General features: G+C 48.7%; 12 protein-coding genes. 10 read left to right on the forward strand and 2 right to left on the reverse strand.

Translation table 11 applies throughout. From position 1 onward, the window contains the following. Positions 1-84: 84 nt before the first annotated feature. Positions 85-5,856, reverse strand: coding sequence for a DUF6923 family protein (locus CIB36_RS09210; protein WP_324612424.1), 5,772 nt, complete (start codon positions 5,854-5,856; stop codon positions 85-87). A 223-nt stretch (positions 5,857-6,079) separates the two neighbouring features. Here CIB36_RS09210 and CIB36_RS09215 point away from each other — a divergent pair, with 223 nt between their 5' ends. After that, complete coding sequence (locus tag CIB36_RS09215) at positions 6,080-6,625, forward strand: nitroreductase family protein (RefSeq protein ID WP_093989277.1); 546 nt, start codon at positions 6,080-6,082, stop codon at positions 6,623-6,625. Positions 6,626-6,846: 221 nt separating this feature from the next. Here the strand turns inward: CIB36_RS09215 and CIB36_RS09220 are convergent, their stop codons facing one another. Continuing rightward, the gene (locus CIB36_RS09220; protein WP_093989278.1) at positions 6,847-8,832 is read right to left on the reverse strand and encodes a right-handed parallel beta-helix repeat-containing protein; all 1,986 of its coding nucleotides are present in this window, start codon (positions 8,830-8,832) and stop codon (positions 6,847-6,849) included. Between the two features lie 454 nt (positions 8,833-9,286). Between CIB36_RS09220 and CIB36_RS09225 the strand changes: the two genes are divergently transcribed. From CIB36_RS09225 to CIB36_RS09265, 9 genes are all read left to right on the forward strand, one after another. After that, entirely contained in the window at positions 9,287-10,114 is an 828-nt protein-coding gene (locus CIB36_RS09225) for a metallophosphoesterase family protein (RefSeq protein WP_093989279.1), read from the forward strand. A 53-nt stretch (positions 10,115-10,167) separates the two neighbouring features. Next, positions 10,168-11,487 carry an ABC transporter substrate-binding protein gene (locus tag CIB36_RS09230; RefSeq protein ID WP_158662647.1) on the forward strand — a complete coding sequence of 440 codons (1,320 nt, stop codon included), beginning with the start codon at positions 10,168-10,170 and terminating at the stop codon, positions 11,485-11,487. Positions 11,488-11,502: 15 nt separating this feature from the next. Beyond that, positions 11,503-12,450, forward strand: coding sequence for a carbohydrate ABC transporter permease (locus CIB36_RS09235; RefSeq protein ID WP_093989281.1), 948 nt, complete (start codon positions 11,503-11,505; stop codon positions 12,448-12,450). A gap of 13 nt (positions 12,451-12,463) precedes the next feature. Further along, the gene (locus tag CIB36_RS09240; protein WP_229408226.1) at positions 12,464-13,315 is read left to right on the forward strand and encodes a carbohydrate ABC transporter permease; all 852 of its coding nucleotides are present in this window, start codon (positions 12,464-12,466) and stop codon (positions 13,313-13,315) included. Next, a complete protein-coding gene (locus tag CIB36_RS09245; protein WP_093989282.1) occupies positions 13,315-14,058 on the forward strand; it encodes a tyrosine-protein phosphatase in 744 nt (247 codons plus the stop codon). Before CIB36_RS09240 ends, CIB36_RS09245 begins: the two co-directional genes overlap by 1 nt. Then, positions 14,058-15,098, forward strand: coding sequence for an ABC transporter ATP-binding protein (locus CIB36_RS09250; RefSeq protein WP_093989283.1), 1,041 nt, complete (start codon positions 14,058-14,060; stop codon positions 15,096-15,098). The genes CIB36_RS09245 and CIB36_RS09250 overlap by 1 nt, the downstream gene beginning before the upstream one ends. Before the next feature lie 247 nt (positions 15,099-15,345). Next, positions 15,346-15,672 carry a heparan-alpha-glucosaminide N-acetyltransferase domain-containing protein gene (locus CIB36_RS09255; protein WP_158662648.1) on the forward strand — a complete coding sequence of 109 codons (327 nt, stop codon included), beginning with the start codon at positions 15,346-15,348 and terminating at the stop codon, positions 15,670-15,672. Positions 15,673-16,326: 654 nt separating this feature from the next. Continuing rightward, the gene (locus tag CIB36_RS09260) at positions 16,327-17,340 is read left to right on the forward strand and encodes a LacI family DNA-binding transcriptional regulator (RefSeq protein WP_093989285.1); all 1,014 of its coding nucleotides are present in this window, start codon (positions 16,327-16,329) and stop codon (positions 17,338-17,340) included. Between the two features lie 16 nt (positions 17,341-17,356). Continuing rightward, positions 17,357-18,760 carry an L-fucose/L-arabinose isomerase family protein gene (locus CIB36_RS09265; RefSeq protein WP_093989989.1) on the forward strand — a complete coding sequence of 468 codons (1,404 nt, stop codon included), beginning with the start codon at positions 17,357-17,359 and terminating at the stop codon, positions 18,758-18,760. Positions 18,761-18,762: the final 2 nt, after the last annotated feature.

The following is an 18,762-nucleotide window of genomic DNA, read 5'->3' on the forward strand; positions in this document are numbered from 1 at the left end:
CGATCCTGCATCCTGTTAAAAAGCCTCTTACCTTGCTGGGTTTCCAGTTGAAGTCCGCTTTTGCTATAGCAGGAGTATTTTTTGCTATTGGCACCGCCATGTAGCGCTGGGATAATGGGGCGGCTGTTGCGGGGGCAACGCGCAGGAACAATGACGCTGCACCTCCACTGCCGCGGTTGAGGTGTTATTGTCGGGATCAGGGTCAGATGTGGCGGAGGAAACGGTCGCGGTATTTTTGACCGTACCTCTTGCACAGGGGCTTACTATACCGGCAAGCAAGATAGAAACCGTTTTGCCTGCCCCTAAGGTACCAAGCTGATAACTTCCGCTCCATGCCCTCCAGGTCCTGCCGCCGTCGACGGAGAACACCGCATAGGTTAATTCAGACGGAAGACGGTCAAAGATCGTCGCCTGCTGGGCTGTTTCCGGACCGGAGTTGGTGACTGTCAGCCGGTAGACCAGATATTGGCAGGGAACTGCCGTTTGGTTACAGGCAGTTTTGACCACTGATAAGTCAGCTCCCTTTGTCACGGGCACAATAACTGTGTCCGTATTATTTTCCGGGTTTGGATCCGGTGTGTTGCTGATAGCGGTCGCCGTATTTGCAATGGTCCCGCAGGCGGGCTCTGTCACGGTGCCGCGGATCAGAACTGTCCGGCTTTCCCCGCCGGCAAGAAGCCCAAGCGTATAGGGGTTGCTCCAAGGAGCCCAGGTCGTTCCGCCGTCGATCGAAAACTGTGCCTCTGAGAGCTCGGGAGGGACAGAATCATAGAGGATCACATTTTCCGCTTGGTCTGGGCCATTATTTGTTATTGTGATGGTGTAGGTCAAAAGCCCGCCTGGGACAGCAGAAGTTGGCTGGACAGTTTTGCGTACTTCAATATCGCCTGAAGTGCTGATGTCAGTCTGGTTAGTATCAGAATTGTTGGAGGGATCCGGATCCGGCGTGTCGCTGGTAACAACAGCGGTATTGAGAATTGTTCCTGTAACAGAAGAAATTACTGTACCGCGAATCAAAATGATTCGGTTGTCATTGGCGGGAAGTGTGGCTAATTGATACGGGGTATTCCAAGGCTGCCAGGAAATGCCCCCGTCCGTTGAAAATTCCGCGTTGGATAAGCTGGAAGGGAGATTATCCCGCAGGGTCACATTAAGCGCATCTGCCGGCCCGGCATTGGAAACGGTAATGGTATAGGTCAGGATTCCGCCAGGCGGAACGGGATCGGGGTCAGAGGTCTTGGTAACGGACAGATCCGCAGAGGGAACGACTGGGACCGTGGCGGTTGAGGTATTGTTATCTGGGTTTGGGTCCGGCGTATCGCTGATAACGGTCGAAATATTGGTCAGTTCTCCGATAGCAGAGGGTAAAACCCGTGCGCGGATCAACAGCGTTTTAAAACCTTCGTTTACAAGATTGCCCACCGTATAGGTCCCCGTATATGGGATCCATGTCTGGCCTCCGTCCGCTGATATTTCCGAGTTGCTGATCCCGGCAGGGAGCGGGTCGTTCAACACGGTATTTTCAGCTTCCGACGGTCCGGAATTGGACACTAGAAGCGTATAAGTGATTTGTCCTCCAGCAGGAACAGGACTTGGGCTGGCCGTTTTCACTACTGAGATATCAGCCGAGGGCTCGACCGGGGTAATATCTGTTGAGGTATTGTTGTCGGGATCTGGGTCAGGAGTTGGGCTGTTGACCACAGTTGTGTTAGCGATCTGACCTGTGGCGGAAGGACTGAGCATGCCCCGTATCAGAATATTTCGGCTCTCGCCGGCGGACAGTACCCCAAGCATATATGGGCTGTTCCACGGAGCATAGGTCAAACCGCCGTCGATAGAAAATTCAGCATTCATCAGAGAAACTGGGACCGCATCGACTAGCACAACATCCTGTGCGTTAGACGGCCCCGCATTGGTTACAGTGATCGTATATCGAAATGCCTGCCCTGGAACGGCGGGAGTAGTGTCTGCCTCTTTTCTAACTGCGACATCCGCAGAGGTAATGACAGAGGTTTGGACGGTATCTGTGTTGTTATCTGGGTTTGGGTCGGGCGTATCACTGGTAACAGAAGCGGTGTTGCTGATCCTGCTTCCCGGAATAGTAGCAGGATTCACAAGTCCCCTGATCGTAATAGTGGCCTGTGCTCTGCTTTGCAGTGTGCCGATCGCATATGGGCTGACCCAGGGAGCAAAGTCAGGGCTTCCCTGCACCGCAAATTCTGGATTGATGATCTCTGCCGGGATGACGTCATTTAATCTGACATTCTGTGCGGCACTGGGTCCTTGATTGGACACCGTAATAGTATAGCTAAGAATTTCTCCTGCTCTCACCGGATTTGGAAAAAAGGCCTTGATAACTGACAGGTCGGCAGATTCACTGATAGCGATAATTTCAGTATCCGTGTTATTATCTGGGTCTGGATCGGGCGTATCGCTGGTAACAGAAGCAGTGTTGCTGATCTTGCCGGCTGCCGCCGCAGAAACAGTGCCGCGGATCTGAATGGTCTGTGAGGCACTGGAAGCCAAAGCTGTGATTGGATGGGTGCCGGACCAAGGAAACCATGTGTTCCCGCCGTTTATGGAATATTCCGGATTCAGCAGTTCTGCAGGAACAGGATCGGTCAGCACAACGTTGGAGGCTGGGTTCGGGCCGTAGTTTGTAACGGTGACGCTATAGGTCAAGGTCTGATTCGGGTCTACCGGATTTGGACTTCCGGCTTTGATAACGCCCAAATCCGCTGAAGTATTGATCGGGGTGATATCTGTATCCTGATTGTTGCCGGGATCTGGGTCTGGAGTAGGACTGCTGACCACGGCAGTATTGGTAATGATCCCAGCAGCAGTATTATCAACTCTCCCGCGGATCAAAATCGTTCTAAGTTCGCCGCCTGCGAAAGCGCCCAAGTTTGCCGAACCGGGCCAAGAAAGCCAGGTGGTACCGCTGTTTGTAGAGTATTCCGCATCAGTCAGTTCGGGCGGGATATTGTCTGTAAGCAGAACATCCTGTGCATCGGATGGTCCCAGGTTGTGGACCGTAATGGTATAGGTCAGAAGGTCGCCGGCAGGTACTGGCTTCGGCGCACCGAGTTTCGTGACCGTCAAATCGGCGCTTGTTTCCACTGGCGTATCGTCAGTAGAAGTGTTGTTGCCGGGATCTGGGTCTGGGGTAGGGCTGTCAACTGTAGCAGTGTTGACAATGCTTCCGGTTGCAGAAGGATCGACGAGCCCGCGGATCAGGATGGTTTGCGCTGTCCCCGGGGCAAGCTCTCCAAGAAGATAGGAACCATTCCATGGCTGGAAGCTGATCCCGTTGTCAGTGGAAAATTCCACATTGCTCAGAGAAGGAGGAACCATATCAGTAACGATAACGTCTGCGGCACTGGAGGGGCCGGCGTTAGAAACGATCAGCGTATAGGTTAACAGTTCGCCGGAATGGACCGGCTTAGGGCTCCCAAGCTTCACAATAGAAATATCCGCCTGGCTTTCGATGGGGGTGATTACGGTATCTGTATTATTATTTGGATCCGGGTCGGGCGTTGAGGATAAAATAGTGACAGTATTGTGGATATCTCCTGTTGCGGATGGGTCTACTGTACCGCGGATCAGGATGGTAAGATCAGCCCCGGCGGGCAGATGCCCCAGCGGATAGGGACTGTTCCAAGGCTGCCAGGTGGCTCCGCCGTCCGTAGAAAATTCAGGATCGAACAAGGGGCTGGACACAACATCTGCCAGTGTTACATCCTCCGCGTCGTTTGGGCCATGATTAAATATGCGGACAGTATAGGTCAATTCCTGCCCCGCTGTAACAGGTGAAGGAGAGGCGGATTTTACCACTTCCAAATCCGCGGACAACAGGATCGGAGTAACCACAGTAGAGGAGTCGTTATCAGGATCAGGATCGGTGGAGCTGGTGCTTATTTCAGCGGTATTGATCACGGCGCCGCTGCCTGTGACATCATAGACCCCAGTAATTAAAACTGGAATGGAATCACCAGGCTGAAGCGTTCCTAGAGGAAGCGTTCCGTTCCATGGAAACCATGTGTTCCCATTATCCAAGCTGTATTGCGGATTGGTGATCTCAGGGGGGATAAAATCGGTGAGAAGAACGTCTGCGGCAGGATCAGGACCGTTGTTGAACACCTTGATCGTATAGATGATCGGGTCGCCGGCAGTGATCTCCTGACGGTCAGCTGTTTTATCTACCCCTATGTCTGCTACTGACCCCACATCAAGGATATAGTCTTCCACCTCTCCGTCAGATGCCGGACCGACACTTCTGGAATCCTGGATCCCCGGTGTTTCGGGCAGTATATCCGTTGTCAGCCGCAGACGGACAAAGGTACTGCCTAGTGCGGAGCCTCCTCCAGCCGGCCTGGTAAAGTTCAGTACTGCATACTGCGTTCCGGCGCCGCTTGGTATATCGACGACCGGGGCAGCCTCGTTGACCTCAAACAAACCATTTTGATCAAAGTCCACCCACCCGTATAAATGGGCGGTCAGCCCGGTGTCGTTCACCACAGCAACAGTCAGGGAATAGTCGGTGCCGCTGGCAGAAAGGGGCGGCAGAGGAAGACTGAGCCCATCATCCTGGATCCCGTGGATCAGGTCGTCTCCTGTAGCGGTAGGATTTTGATAGGCGTCTGCTTCTGAGGTCACTTGGGCGCCTAGCGTAAGCCGATTCGTGAGTTCGTGGCGGGGGCCGTTATTTGCGAGCAGCGTGTTATAGTCGTTCGGTCCGGTAGAGCTGCTGGTATCGGGTGCGTCACCGTAGTCGACCCGCACTGCCGCGGTCGGACACATCGTACCGTCGTTAAAACTGTCGAAGAAGGTTTTGGAAAAGGGAACACCCGTTGCGGTATTGCCGCTGTAGGTGTATTTATAAATGGTGCCGTCGCTGTTTGCGATCGCATAGATCGTTCCGGTGCTGTCGATCGCAAGCGCCCCAAAGGAGGCGTTTGGATTAGGCGCTGTTGTTGCAAGTTCCGTTACCTGGCCGGTGGTAGGGACAATTCGTACCAGAACGCCGTTTCGTTCCACACCGTAAAGATTGCCCTCGGACAGGACCCAGTCGCTGATATTTACAGCCGCCGAAAGAGCCGTTCCAAAGTTAGAGGTCTGCTCTGTATATCCGGTCGTGGGATTGACCAGCTTCATGAAGGTCGATGAATTGGGGCGCAGGTCAATGGTGTAAAAGCGGGTTTCGTTGTTGACGAAAATGTATAAAAAGCCGTTTACCCCAAACGTACCGGTATTATAGCCGCCTGCGGGCAGTCCTGTCGGTCTGCCAAGCTGGATCACAGTGCCGTCATCGGCGACCCGGACGATATTGTTGGTTGTCTGGTCATAGCCGTAGATATAATTATCCAGAACATTATAGCCGATGGCATTTACATCATGGGCAGGGGACAATGGTCCCTGCAAAGTCGGCTGACCTGTCACGATGTTGATGTTGTACCAGCTTGTTGGGCGACCTACAAACTGGATCATACTGGTATTGCAGGCAAGGGGGTTGTTGACGGTGTCATGGCTGAAGTTTTGGTTGGCAATGACTGCGCCGTTGTTGATCTGCGCAGCAGTAATTGTTTCTGTGCGTTTCCTTGGCCCGTTGGACATCGTGAAGCCCTCTGGCTGGGTGAACTCAGTCGGCGGACATCCGTTGGGACTTGAAACAGGCTCGTACACGGTATAAGAACCGGGGGCAGTAACAGTAAAACTGTAGTTTCCGCTTGCATTTGTCTGCGTTGTCACACAGCCGCTGGCGCTGCTGTATAACACGACATATACATTTGGGATTCCGGGCTCGCCGGAATCGTATTGCCCATTATGGTTGAGATCGTTAAAAACGATCCCTGTAATGGTTGCGGCATAGCTCGCTCTCCTTTATAAAATAGCAAAAGATTTAAAACCTCTACCACTACACTATGTAAATACTTGGAACAGCGTGAAAAAATAGAAAAGAAGGATCCATCCGGCTTAGTTTGAACTCAGTAGTAAAGAAGAGAAATTTGTAATAAAATAAAAATATCAGATCATTTTAGAAGCTAGAAGATAAAATCAGAATAATAGGAGGGATATTTTCATGGATTTTGCATCATTACAGGCGGCGCGCGAAAGCTGCCGGGTTTACAGTGACAAACCAGTTTCCAGAGAGGTTTTGACCCATCTGGTAGATGTGGCGCGGCTGTCCCCCAGTGGTTGCAACGCCCAGCCATGGCACTTTATTATTGTAGACGATCCAAATGCGCGCGACAAAGTAATAGAGGCTTTCGATGACAACGGGCTGACCGGCTGTTCTTGGGGGGACAAAGTGCCGGCCTTTATTTTGATTTGTGAGGAAGAAGCCCACCTAATGCCCGGTGTTGCCAAACACTATGGTTCACAGCATTTTGCTCAAATGGATATTGGCATGGCGGCGATGGCGCTATGCTATGAGGCGGCCTCTATCGGGCTTGGGACCTGTATGATCGGGACCATGGATCAGGAAAAGCTGAAAGCTGGCATGGGGATTCCAGAGGAAAAAACTGTCCGGCTGATTATTACAGTTGGTTACCCAGCCAAGACCGGAAAACCGCGAAAGAAGATCCGGAAAAATTTAGAGGATATTCTCACCTATAATCATTGGTAAATCAGAGCATTTTAAGAAGATAATTGCAACTATATTGCCTTTGCTGACCGGGATGAGTAAAGCTGGAAAAAACAGATAGCCTAAACAAGTATAAAAGCCCCTCCGTAATCAGTTACGGAGGGGCTTTGTATTCCCTATTGATGTATTTCCGGTTCACAAAGGAAACAGAGAATACTAATATATGTGGAGCCTGTCTGCATTAGCGGCTTAAGGCCGCTTGTTTACCAAAGCTTTTGGCCAGCCTCCTCTTTCGCCGCAAAGGGTCCAGGTAAAATGCATGTTCCGCGGTGATTCCCAAAATAATCCCGGTCAAAAACGATAGGGGTCCCGTCTGGGTTCTCAAATCGTTCTTCTGGTTCAAAGGCCTTGCCCAGGACATCGCTGTTTACCATACCGGCGGTAAACCCATCCAGGAATTCATAAAGGTTGGTGGACAGCACGGGCTTTCCTTCCTGCATTTGTACTTCTACCTTCACCTCATGCTCCGCATCTACTAAATGGTCGGTTTCGTGTTTGTATGCCTTTGCGCCGTTAAAATAGGCATTTCCCTTCACCCATACCGGAAGATGCTGGAAGTGGGCTTCTTCTAGCTTCTTCATGTTTGGCGTGTCAGTATCCATATCAAATTTTTTGATCCATTCTTCATAGGTCGGATATTCATCCATCACATGCGTACCGACTTCACGGTTTTCCTCGTCTATCCCATCATCGCTGTCGTGCCGGATCAGCAAAGAGGCGGCCGGCCATTTTTGGACAAAGATATTATTGTAAAAACGGTCGTCCCCATGCAAAACAGTCATGAATCCCATTACTTCGGTGCGGTGCGGGATATGATACGGTGTGTAGCGGAGGCCGGTGCCGCCGCCTACAACGGTGAAAGCACCGCAAATCAAATTGTGCACCATCGCCACCCCTTCGGTTGCCATGCGCAGCGAAGCGTCGGACAGGAGGATGTTGTTGTCGATCAGGGTAGGGCCATGGCTTACTTCCACGAAGATATCCTGGCTCATCATCCCGCCTCTTAACTGTTTGGCAAACGCCGGGCGCTGGTTATCGTGCATCAGGTTTTGTGTGATTCGGGTGCCCTGCGCCTCCCAGTCGCACCAGATGCCCATAGTACAGTGATGGATATAATTGCGGCGGAAGGTGACGTCGATCGCGGCGTGCATTTTAATACCGGCGATTTCGGCCCCGCCCAATTCCATCATATTGTTGATATGGTGGATATGATTGTCTTCAATGATCGAGAACACGCCGCCCATGCGTCCGATAATACCGCCCTGTTCGCAGTTGTGGATGTCACAGCGGCGGATAATATGGCCGCCCACTTTTTCTTTGATCCAGCCGTGATACTGTCCGCGGCAAACAGCATCCCGTTCCATCTGTGTGGGGCTTTTCACGTGCTTGTTGGTAAAATAGTGTTCGTTTTCCGGATCCAGATATTTTCCCAAACTGATTCCGGCGCACTTGCTGTTGCTGATCTCACAATCCTCAATGATCCATCCCTTTGACCAGTGAGGGCCGATCATTCCATCCTGATAAGCGGCAGGCGGCGCCCATGTCGTGGCGGCTTTTTCCACACAAAAACCGCTGACAGTGATATAGCCTATGCCGGTTTCAGAGGGCATAAAGCAATTACGCCGTACATTGATCTCTACCTTTTCCTGGTTTGGGTCTTTTCCTTGGAAGTTTGCATAGATCACGGTTTCGTTTCCGTCTTGCTCGGCATACCACTTATAAATAGAAGCCTCCGGTTCCCAGGAACAGTCATAAACGTCGCCTTTGATGCAGGCGTCTAAACTGTCTGCTTCATACAGCATTTTATCATTCAGGTATACGGCCCCGGTGTGCTTGCTCCGTCCCGCAAAATACCAGTCCCCGTAAACATAGGTCGTATACGGGTTATAGCTGCCAAACTGGCTGTTTTCGATCCGGCATACCCAAACATTGCCCTGATAGGGCTTCCAGCTTTTTACTTCTTCAGCCCCGGTGATAACAGCGCCCAACGGCTCTGTACTGCGGTATGTAATTCTGGATTCCTCTGTCCCGGCGTTCACCGGGTTTACATACTCCCGGTATACCCCCGGGGCAACCAGGATCTCATCTCCCGGTTTGGCGATTTTAGCTGCGTCATCAATGTGCTTAAACGGTCTTTCCTTGGTGCCGTTTCCGTCACGGAAAGCATTTGCAGAAACATAAATAATCATTGTGGTCCTCCTTTGACTTTACTACTATGATTTATATCTTATATTCCCCACAGTGCACTGTCAAGATATACAGAAAATACAGCAAAAAATAATATAATTTTTGCAAGATATGAAATAGAAGGGGATATATTCAATGGTATTTACCAGACACCATAAGATGGGATTTCTGCGATTACTGTTTTTAGTATGCAGATGCTTTGTAAAAAGGCTGCCCTGCATGAAACTGTTTTAAGAATATTCATGTGCTTTGGCTGGGGAAACCGGAGAGATTCTGCGAAGGTTTCCAAACATAAAGACAGAAATAACCGTTATGAGCAGAGTTTACCAAGGTTTTAAATGGATAAGAATCATTATTTACATAAGGGCCTTAGTTAACGCAGGTTTTACCCGTTCATGATAGAATCCTTTGAAATAGAAACGGTAAAATATTAACTGTAATAAGGAGGAGAAAAGAATGAATTTTGCACATTTATCAGACACACATGTACTTGATAAGAGATCACAGACAAACCAATTATTGGAATTGGTAGATGATGGGAAGAAATTGGCCCAGACGATTACGGCGGCAGTGAACCACCCGCAGAAACCGGAGCTGTTGCTGATCACCGGCGACCTTGTGCATGAGGGGACAGCAGAAGATTATGCATATTTTAAGTCGATCTTAGAAGATAACTGTAAGGGGATCCCGTATGTTGTTTGCCTGGGAAACCACGACAGAAGACAGGCTTTTTGGGAAGGCTTTATGGGGGAAAAAGGAGTTGCCAAGCCTTATGTTGAAACAACTATGATAAACGGCCTGCGTATCATCGCCTTGGATACCAGTCCGGTCGACGGCAATGAGATCGGTGAAATGCCTCAGGATCAGCTGGATTACCTGGCTGAAGAATTAAAGACGGCCGCCCCCAAAGGAACGATCGTGATTTTACACCATCCGCCTCAGGGGTTTGTGTTGAAAGGGTTTGAGGGGCTGTGCCCGGTGCGCGACGCGTTTGCCGGCATTGTGGAAGGCACCGACGTAAAAGCAGTTCTTTCCGGACATACGCACTATTTAAGCTGCCACAGCAAAAACGGCGTTACATATGCCACTGCGGCAAGTACGGCCTTTAGCATGGACAATGCGAAAAAAGGGGATCTTGATTTTATTGACGCCTGTTCTTACAATCTTGGAAGGATCACAGAGGACAGCGTATATGTGGGGACTGAAACCGTGAACTATCAGTATAAGACCCTGTTTACCATGAAAGCGGCCGATATGGAGAAGATGCTTAAAAACCAGAAATAACGTTTTGTACTTGGCTGCTGAAAAGTTTGATGATAAACGATGAGGAGAAAAGAATGAAAAAATTACTGACATTATTGCTGGCCGCTGCGATGACAGCGTCTTTTGCCGGCTGTACAACCACGAACGCCAACGATCAGGCTTCCTCCAAAGGGGAAACGGCTTCCGGCGAAAAGAAAGAAATCACCTTTTTGACCTACAACCTGTCCATTGCCTCCCAAAAGGATGCGGTACAGGAATTGATCGACACCTTTAACGCCCAAAGCGATACCGTACAGGTTACCGGGGTACAGACCGATGTTGCTTCCCTGCAAACAAAGGTACAGTCTGATTATGTGGCGGGAAATACCTTTGATGTAGTGCAGGTTGGGCTAAACAGCGTGGACTACTATGTGGAAAACTACGCCCTGTCTGCTTTTGAGGATATCGCAGGCCAAGAGGCTTATGACCAGCACATGGAGGGCTTTGCGGAAAAAGCGCAGACATTGGGCACTTATACGGATGGAAAGACCTATGTCCTGCCATATACCTTCTCTACCCCGATGCTTTATTACAATAAAGACCTGTTTGAAAAGGCCGGACTGGACCCTGAACAGCCGCCTAAGACCTGGGAAGAGGTAAAGACATATGGAGTAGCGCTAAAAGACAGCGGGACAGAGGGGATCCAGATCACTGCAACAGGCGATGGAACCGACTGGCTGATTCAGGCGATGATCTACTCAAACGGCGGAGAGGTATTGTCAGAGGATAAAAAGACCATTTTATTTGGCGAACAGCCGGCAGTTGACGCGATCTCTGTATGGCAGGACCTTGTTCTGAGCGGCGCACACTCCAATTATACAGATACCGAAGCAATGGAAGCGTTCATGGCCGGAAACCAGGGGATGTTGGTGGTTTCCGCCGCGATGGAAAGCGGACTGATCTCCTCGGCGGAAGCCGGCGGCTGGGAACTGGGCGCTGCCGGGCTGCCTTCTTTCGGCGATAAAGAAGCTGTGCCGACCAACTCTGGCTCAGGCCTGTGCATCATGTCTCAGGATGAGGAAAAGGCAAAAGCCGCATGGGAATTCATTCAGTTTGTGACCAGTGAAGAAGGGTATACCATCATCACCAGCAAAATGGGCTATCTGCCCTTGCGCCCTGCCATTATCGACGATGAAAAATACTTAAAATCATGGGCGGAGGAACACCCCTTTGTACGCACTAATTTAGAACAGCTGGAGCGTTTACATAAATGGGTCGGGTTTCCGGGCTTAAACAGCGGTCAAATCGCCACCGCATTAAACCAGGCTGTGACGGAATGTATTTTCTCCGATAAAGATGTAGAAGCCGTCATGAAGCAGGCGCAAAGCGAAGCGCAGGATCTGCTGCCGAATTAAGGAAGGGGAAACAGTATGAGCGAAATAGCACTCCCTTTAGAACAGATCTCGGTGCGCCGCCCCTCGGTTGTAAAAACGGTTTTGAAACGCGCGACCCCCTTTTTGTTTCTGGCGCCGGCTCTGCTGCTGGTACTATTCTGGGTTTACCGTCCGCTGGTGGAAACGTTTGCTCTTTCCACCAAACAGTGGAACATGAACCCGAATGTGGAACCGATCAATGTGGGGCTGGACAATTTCCGGTACATTTTCACGCATCCGGATTTTTTGCAGGCAGTTTTGAACACCGCGATCTATATTTTAGCGATGCTGCCATTTTCCGTGATCATCCCTATGATCCTGGCGATCGTGACCAACAATCTGAGCAACCGGGCAAAAAATATTTACCGGGCTTTATTCTTCCTGCCAATGATCATGCCGCCGGTCGCGATCTCCGCGGTGTGGCGCTGGCTGATGCATCCGGTGAATGGGCTGATCAACAGTATATTGATAAAAATGGGACTGATCGAAGAGGGGATCCGCTTTTTATCGGACGAGAACATGGTGCTTTTTTCTATCGTCATCATAGCGGGCTGGAAAATGATCGGGTTTTCCACGCTGATGTTTTCCGCTGGATTGACCGGCATTGACAAAAGCTATTATGAAGCCGCAAGCGTAGACGGCCACAGAAGATGGAAACAGACCCTGTCTATCACGATCCCGTTGCTTTCCCCCACGATCATGCTGATGATTATGATGAGCGTACTGATGACCGCGCAATGGACCTTTGCCTATATCGATGTGCTTACCCAGGGCGGGCCCGCGGGAGCCAGCACCAACGTGTACTACCTGCTTTGGACCTACGGCTTCAAAAACTTTAACTCTGGACTTTCGGCTGCGGCCGCCGTGGTTTTCTTTATTGGCTTTGGCCTTTTGGCGCTGTTGTTTACAAGATTGACACGGAAAATTGCCTTTTACGATAATTAAGGAGTATCTGCCTATGGAATTACAGATGGAACCAACCGCGCCGGCCGCGAAACAAAAACGCCTCCGATGGGGAACAGGCGGCAAACACCTGCTTTTGATCCTGTTGTGCTTGTTTGCGATTTTCCCTATCTACTGGATGGTGATCAGTTCTTTTAAGGGTGCGGGAGAAATTTTTAACAACTCCCTGCTCCCGTCCAGCTGGTCGCTGGAAAACTATACTTATGCGATGGAGGCGATCGACATTGTGGGGATGACGGCCAACACCTTAGTGATGGCGCTTTCCCAAACAATTTTACAACTTTGTACGGCAGTGATGGCTGCTTATGCCTTGACCCGTTGGGATTTTGCGGGATCTAAGCTGATTTATGCTCTTTTTTCCCTGACTTGGCTGGTGCCGTTTCAGGCGATTATGATCCCAAACTATACCACGATCGTGGGGATGGGCTTTCGGGATTCCCTGATGGGGGTGATCGTTCCCAATATGGCCTCCGCCTTTGCGATATTATCCCTGTACCCGTCTTTTAAATCCTTTCCGAAGGCATTGATCGAGGCGGGGGTAATGGATAAGATGTCTGCCTGCGGGGTGTTGTTTAAGCTGATTCTGCCGAATATCAAATCCAGTATCGTATCCTTGGGGATTCTGCTGTTTATTAATTCCTGGAACGATTACTTTTGGCCTGCTTTGATCATCTCGCAGGGGCAGACTACCCTTCAGCTTGGCCTGCGTTCTTTTATGTCCGCTGAGCTTACTTCGTGGGGACCGCTGATGGCGGCTTCTGTGTTGGCAAGCCTGCCAATCCTGATCCTGTATTTGATCATTCAAAAACAGGTGATCCAATCCTTTGTGAAATGGGGAATTAAATAATGAGAATAACGACACATATCCCAATGGAGGGGCTGATAAACGCCCGCCATTTGGGAGGGTACCGTGCTGGAGATATGCTGACCAGCGATAAGGCGTATATCCGCTGTGAAAATCCGGATAAACTGACCCGGCATGATATGGATGCTTTATATGATTTCGGCATCCGGACGGTAATCGACCTGAGAAGCCCAGAGGAGGTCGCGCAAAGCGCAAACCCGTTATCCTGTGACGACCGGTTCGATTATCACGGGATCCCGGTATTTTCCACCGACGCTTCTCCGGAAGCGCTGGCGCAGAAAAGAATCGATATGGGCCAGCTTTATATCTATATGGCAGACCATTGTACTGCTTCGTTTTATCAGATCTTTGATACGATTTTACACAGCCAGGGCGGAGTTTTATTTCACTGTACTGCTGGAAAAGACCGTACCGGGGTTCTGGCCGCGATACTTTTGCTGGCATGCGGCGTGGAAAAGGACGATGTCGTGCGGGAATATGCTTTTACGGAGGAACTGCTGCGTCCGCTGGTAAAGCAGTTAGAAAATAATGTTCCAAAGGGCATGGAAAAAGAAAATATGCAGGCAATGCTTGCAGCAAAACCGGAATATATTTCTGTTTTTGTGGATCATTTGAACCATACCTATCATGGCGCCAAGGGGTATCTTGCGCATTTGGGCTTTTCCCAGGAAGAGATCGCCGCATTGTGCCAAAGGCTGGTCAACGAGAAAGAAGGAGTGGCATAGTGAGCAGGATCATTTTACAAGATATAAAAAAGAGTTTTAAAAAGACCGCGGTTCTCCATGGCATTGATCTGGAGATTCAGGACGGGTCTTTTACCGTTTTGCTGGGACCGTCGGGCTGTGGGAAATCGACCCTGCTGCGTATTATAGCAGGATTAGAAAAGCAGGATGCCGGCCGGCTGATTATTGGCAATGAGGATGTGTCCGGACTGGAGCCGCAGGACCGGGATATTGCTATGGTATTCCAAAATTATGCGCTGTACCCGCATATGAATGTACGCAAAAATATTGAATATGGATTAAAAGCCAAACGGGTGCCAAAAGAGGAACGCCAACAACGGATCGACAGCGTTGTGAAATTAGTACAGTTGGAAGACCAACTGGATAAGCTGCCGGCACAGATGTCAGGGGGACAGCGCCAGCGTGTGGCTCTTGCAAGGGCGATCGTAAAACGGCCAAGGGCTTTTTTGATGGATGAGCCGCTTTCCAATCTGGATGCGAAGCTTCGCAGTCAAATGCGTGTAGAGATCGCGTCTTTGCATAAACACCTGGGTACGACCTTCCTTTACGTTACCCATGACCAGGTAGAGGCTATGTCTATGGGGACGCATATTGTCGTACTTAACGGGGGCAGCATTATGCAGCAGGGAACGCCGCGTGAAATTTACACCAATCCGCAGAACTTGTTTGTGGCGCAGTTTATTGGGTCGCCTCCGGCCAATGTGCTGAAATTTGGGGATCATTATGCGGCGATTAGACCAGAGGAGATCTATTTTCAGCCCGATGTGGGCCGCAGGTTGACTTTGAAGGGCGAAGTACAGGCGCGGGAGCATCTGGGCGGCGAAACACTGTATTATGTCATGACAGAATATGGGCGCATGGTAGTAAAGGGCGATCATTTTTGGGATGACGATAGTCAGACCGTTCAAATGTATTTTTCGGAACAGTCTGTGATGTTTTTCGACCAGCAGGAAAACCGAACAGAGGTACAGCCGGATATCCTTGCTTTGTTCTCTCATAACGCGCAGGAAGCGGTATCTTAACAGTGAAACACATTCTTTACAAAAAAGTAAATGAATAAAAAACGCCGGGAACGAGATAAAATAGTGTTCCCGGTGTTTTTATTAGAAGCGTCGGAATACCCATCAATTACAAATATAACAGCTCGTGGATCATCATCGGTGCAGGATCTGTCACAAGTTCATTAAGAAAACGAATGAATGATAAGGATCTTCGGGAAAACCGGAGGTTCTCATTTTTCTCCCTTTAGTTTTGTTCGGTATTACTATATTGGCGGCAGGAGGCGCTGTAACGCTGCCAACGCTGGTTTTTGTTCCATCAGAAAAGATCATATTTGGCGTACTTACCTTGATCGGGATCAGCATGATCCTGACAGGAGCATTACGCCGTATGCTAGAGAAAATCCCCTATAGGATCGGAGCAGTGATTTGCTTTCTTCTGTTTTTGATTTTGCGTCCAATCAATGGCGGGTATTTGAATTTTGGGACCGGTAGACTGATGCTGCCGCAGGAATTGTACTGCAATGGGTTTTCTGCCTTGCTGGGGCTTCCGAATCCCGGATTCTTTTCGACGGATTATTTTTCTGTTTTGCCGTAGCTGTTTCTGCTTTTAACCGGTTATGATTTATTCGGTATTGTTGGGAGGATCAGTGAATTTGAAAAAATATGGGGCTTGCCGCAGCAGCCTGTTTTGTATACGGCGTTTTTGGCAGCCAGTATGGTTTTGGTCTAGCTTGCTCCTGTACTGATCAACGAATAACGTCATTTAAAGTGAAACCTCTGTTTCCGGCCGGAGATTTCACTTTGAATTTTTTATAAACAAAGCAGGAAAGAAAATAAGGTGGAAATTATACAAGAAGGGTCACGTTATGTTGGTGGATCGTGACGATCGCTAGGATTTTTAAAGATCGACCAGAGGCGTTGGGGAAGGCGGTCGATCATCGCTGCTCTGTGGTATAAGGAAATTTAATGGATGGATATTAGGAAATATCGCGAAAATAAATCGTTTATTTTGATAAAAAATAGCAATAATTCATAGCAAATACAATGTATAAATTTTATATAAAAATTTATATAAAATAAATTCCTTTATAGACTTTTAAATATCTATAAACATTGCAATATAACTAAATTTAATCTGTAAAAATATATGAAATATACAAAATTTATAAATAGAAAATATAAAACAATGAGTTTAATTGAAGTTTTATATAAAAGATTTTATAATATAGCCATGACGGGAGAGAAAAGGATGAAAAATAATATTAAAAGGATCAGCGAGTTGACAGGATTTTCTCCGGCTACCATATCAAATGCTTTAAATAACAAAAGAGGGGTCAACAAGGATACTGCGGAACGCATTTTAAAGGTGGCTCAGGAGATCGGATATGTAAGCAGCGTCAAAGTCAACTCCATTAAATTCGTGATTTATAAACGGGATGGGCTGGTAGTCGCAGACACGCCTTTTTTTGCGGCGCTTATAGAAGGGGTGGACCAGGCTTGCCGGGATGCAGGCTATGATACTGTGATTTATACCATCAACCAGGGAGAGCAGGAGCATAGGCTGCGCATTCAGGACATCATCCGGGACAATTCAGCCGGGATATTGCTTTTGGCAACGGAGCTGACAAGAGAGGACATGAAGATATTTGAACACACCCGCTGCCCGTTGGTCGTGATGGATGCTTGGTTTGAAAATATGGCATTTGATACAGTGCTTGCTAATAACGAGGATTCGGTGAAAGACGCAGTAAATTTCCTGTTTGATAAAGGTCACCGAGAGATAGGATATTTAAGCGGTAATGTTCGTACAAGAAATTTCATTGACCGAGGAGCTGGTTACCGAAAGGCGATGGCGGAAAAGAAAGTGCCGTTGAATCCAGATTATCGCGTCCGCTTGACGCCTACAATGGATGGGGCCTATAAAGATATGTGCCAATACCTTGGAGCTGGGCCGAAGCTTCCCAGCGCGTACATTGCTGATAATGATATTATTGCTTTAGGAGCAATGAAAGCGCTGAAACAATTTGGGTATAAGATCCCCAAGGATGTTTCTATTATCGGCTTTGACGATCTTCCGTTTTCAGAAATATCTTCCCCCGGGCTGACAACGATCAAATTTTTTCAAAAGGAGATGGGAAGGATAGCAGTACAGCGACTGGTTGAAAAAATTAGGACGAGCGGTATGATCAACACAAAAATACAAATCAGCACACAGTTTGTAGAACGTGAAAGCGTAAAAGATTGTAATAAATATGAAATTTAAAGGAGAGATGATGGATATGTCGAAAATCAAATTGGGGTATGCGCCCACAAGAAGAGGTATATTTAGTGCGCCGGATGCGGTGAAATACAGAGGATTAACCAAGGAACGGCTGATAGAGCTGGGCGTGGATTTTGTAGACATTGACGATATCAATGAAGAAGGGCTTTTGTATAACGATGCGGATATGCAACGTATTCTGGAAAAATTCAAAGCGGAAAAGGTCGACGGTTTGTTCCTGCCGCACTGTAATTTTGGCACAGAATACGTATGCGCCAGATTGGCTAAGGAGCTGGGGGTACCTGTTTTGCTGTGGGGGCCGCGTGACGAACGCCCGGACGAAAAAGGGATTCGCCTGCGGGACAGCCAATGTGGACTGTTTGCGACCGGAAAGGTGCTTAGGAGATTCCAGGTCCCGTTTACATATTTAACAAACTGTCGGTTGACTGACCCGGAGTTTGAACGGGGAGTAAAAGATTTCTTAAAAGTGTGCAACGTGGTAAAAACCTTTTATCATACCAGAATTTTGCAGATAGCGCCGCGCCCGTTTGACTTTTGGACCACGATGTGTAATGAAGGCGAGCTGCTGGAGCATTTTAATATCCAGCTTTCTCCAATTCCAATGCCAGAACTGACAAAAGCGATCCGGGTCGCAAAAGAGACTGACCCGGCTGTTGAAGAAACAATGGAATATCTGAGAAAGCACGCGATTTTAGAAGTTAATGAACAAGAATTGAAAAATATTGCCGCTTTAAAAGTAGCAATGAAAAATTTAGCCGACCTCTATGGCTGCAATGCAATTGCGATCCAATGCTGGAACGCTTTGCAGGATGAAATCGGGATCATGCCCTGTTGCGCGAATTCATTGCTGACAGAAGAAAAAATACCGGTGGTTTGTGAAACGGATATTCATGGCGCGATCACATCTATCATGGTACAGGCGGCGGCGATGGATGAACAGCCGATCTTTTTTGCAGACTGGACTGTTAGGCATCCAGACAATGAAAACGCGGAGTTGTTGCAGCACTGCGGCCCATGGCCTTTCTCGATCGCACAGGAAAAGCCAACATTGGGAGTGCCTCTTGCCTTTGATTATCCTGGCTCTGTCCGTGCCTTGGCAAAATACGGAGATGTGACGCTGGCCCGTTTTGATGGGGATAACGGTGAATATTCGTTATTGCTTGGCAGAGCAAAAGGTGTGGAAGGACCGTACAATAACGGAACTTATTTATGGGTAGAGGTAGAAAATCTGAAACGGTTGGAAGCGAAGATCGTGGAAGGGCCATATATCCATCACTGCACAGGGATTTATGCGGATGTGGTCCCGGTATTATATGAAGCATGTAAATATATTAAGGGGCTGAAGCCGGATCTGTATGACCCGATCGAGGAAGAAATAAAAGCTTACTTAAGAGGAGAATAAAG

The organism is Massiliimalia timonensis, assembly GCF_900186585.1.
GTDB lineage: Bacteria > Bacillota > Clostridia > Oscillospirales > Ruminococcaceae > Massiliimalia > Massiliimalia timonensis.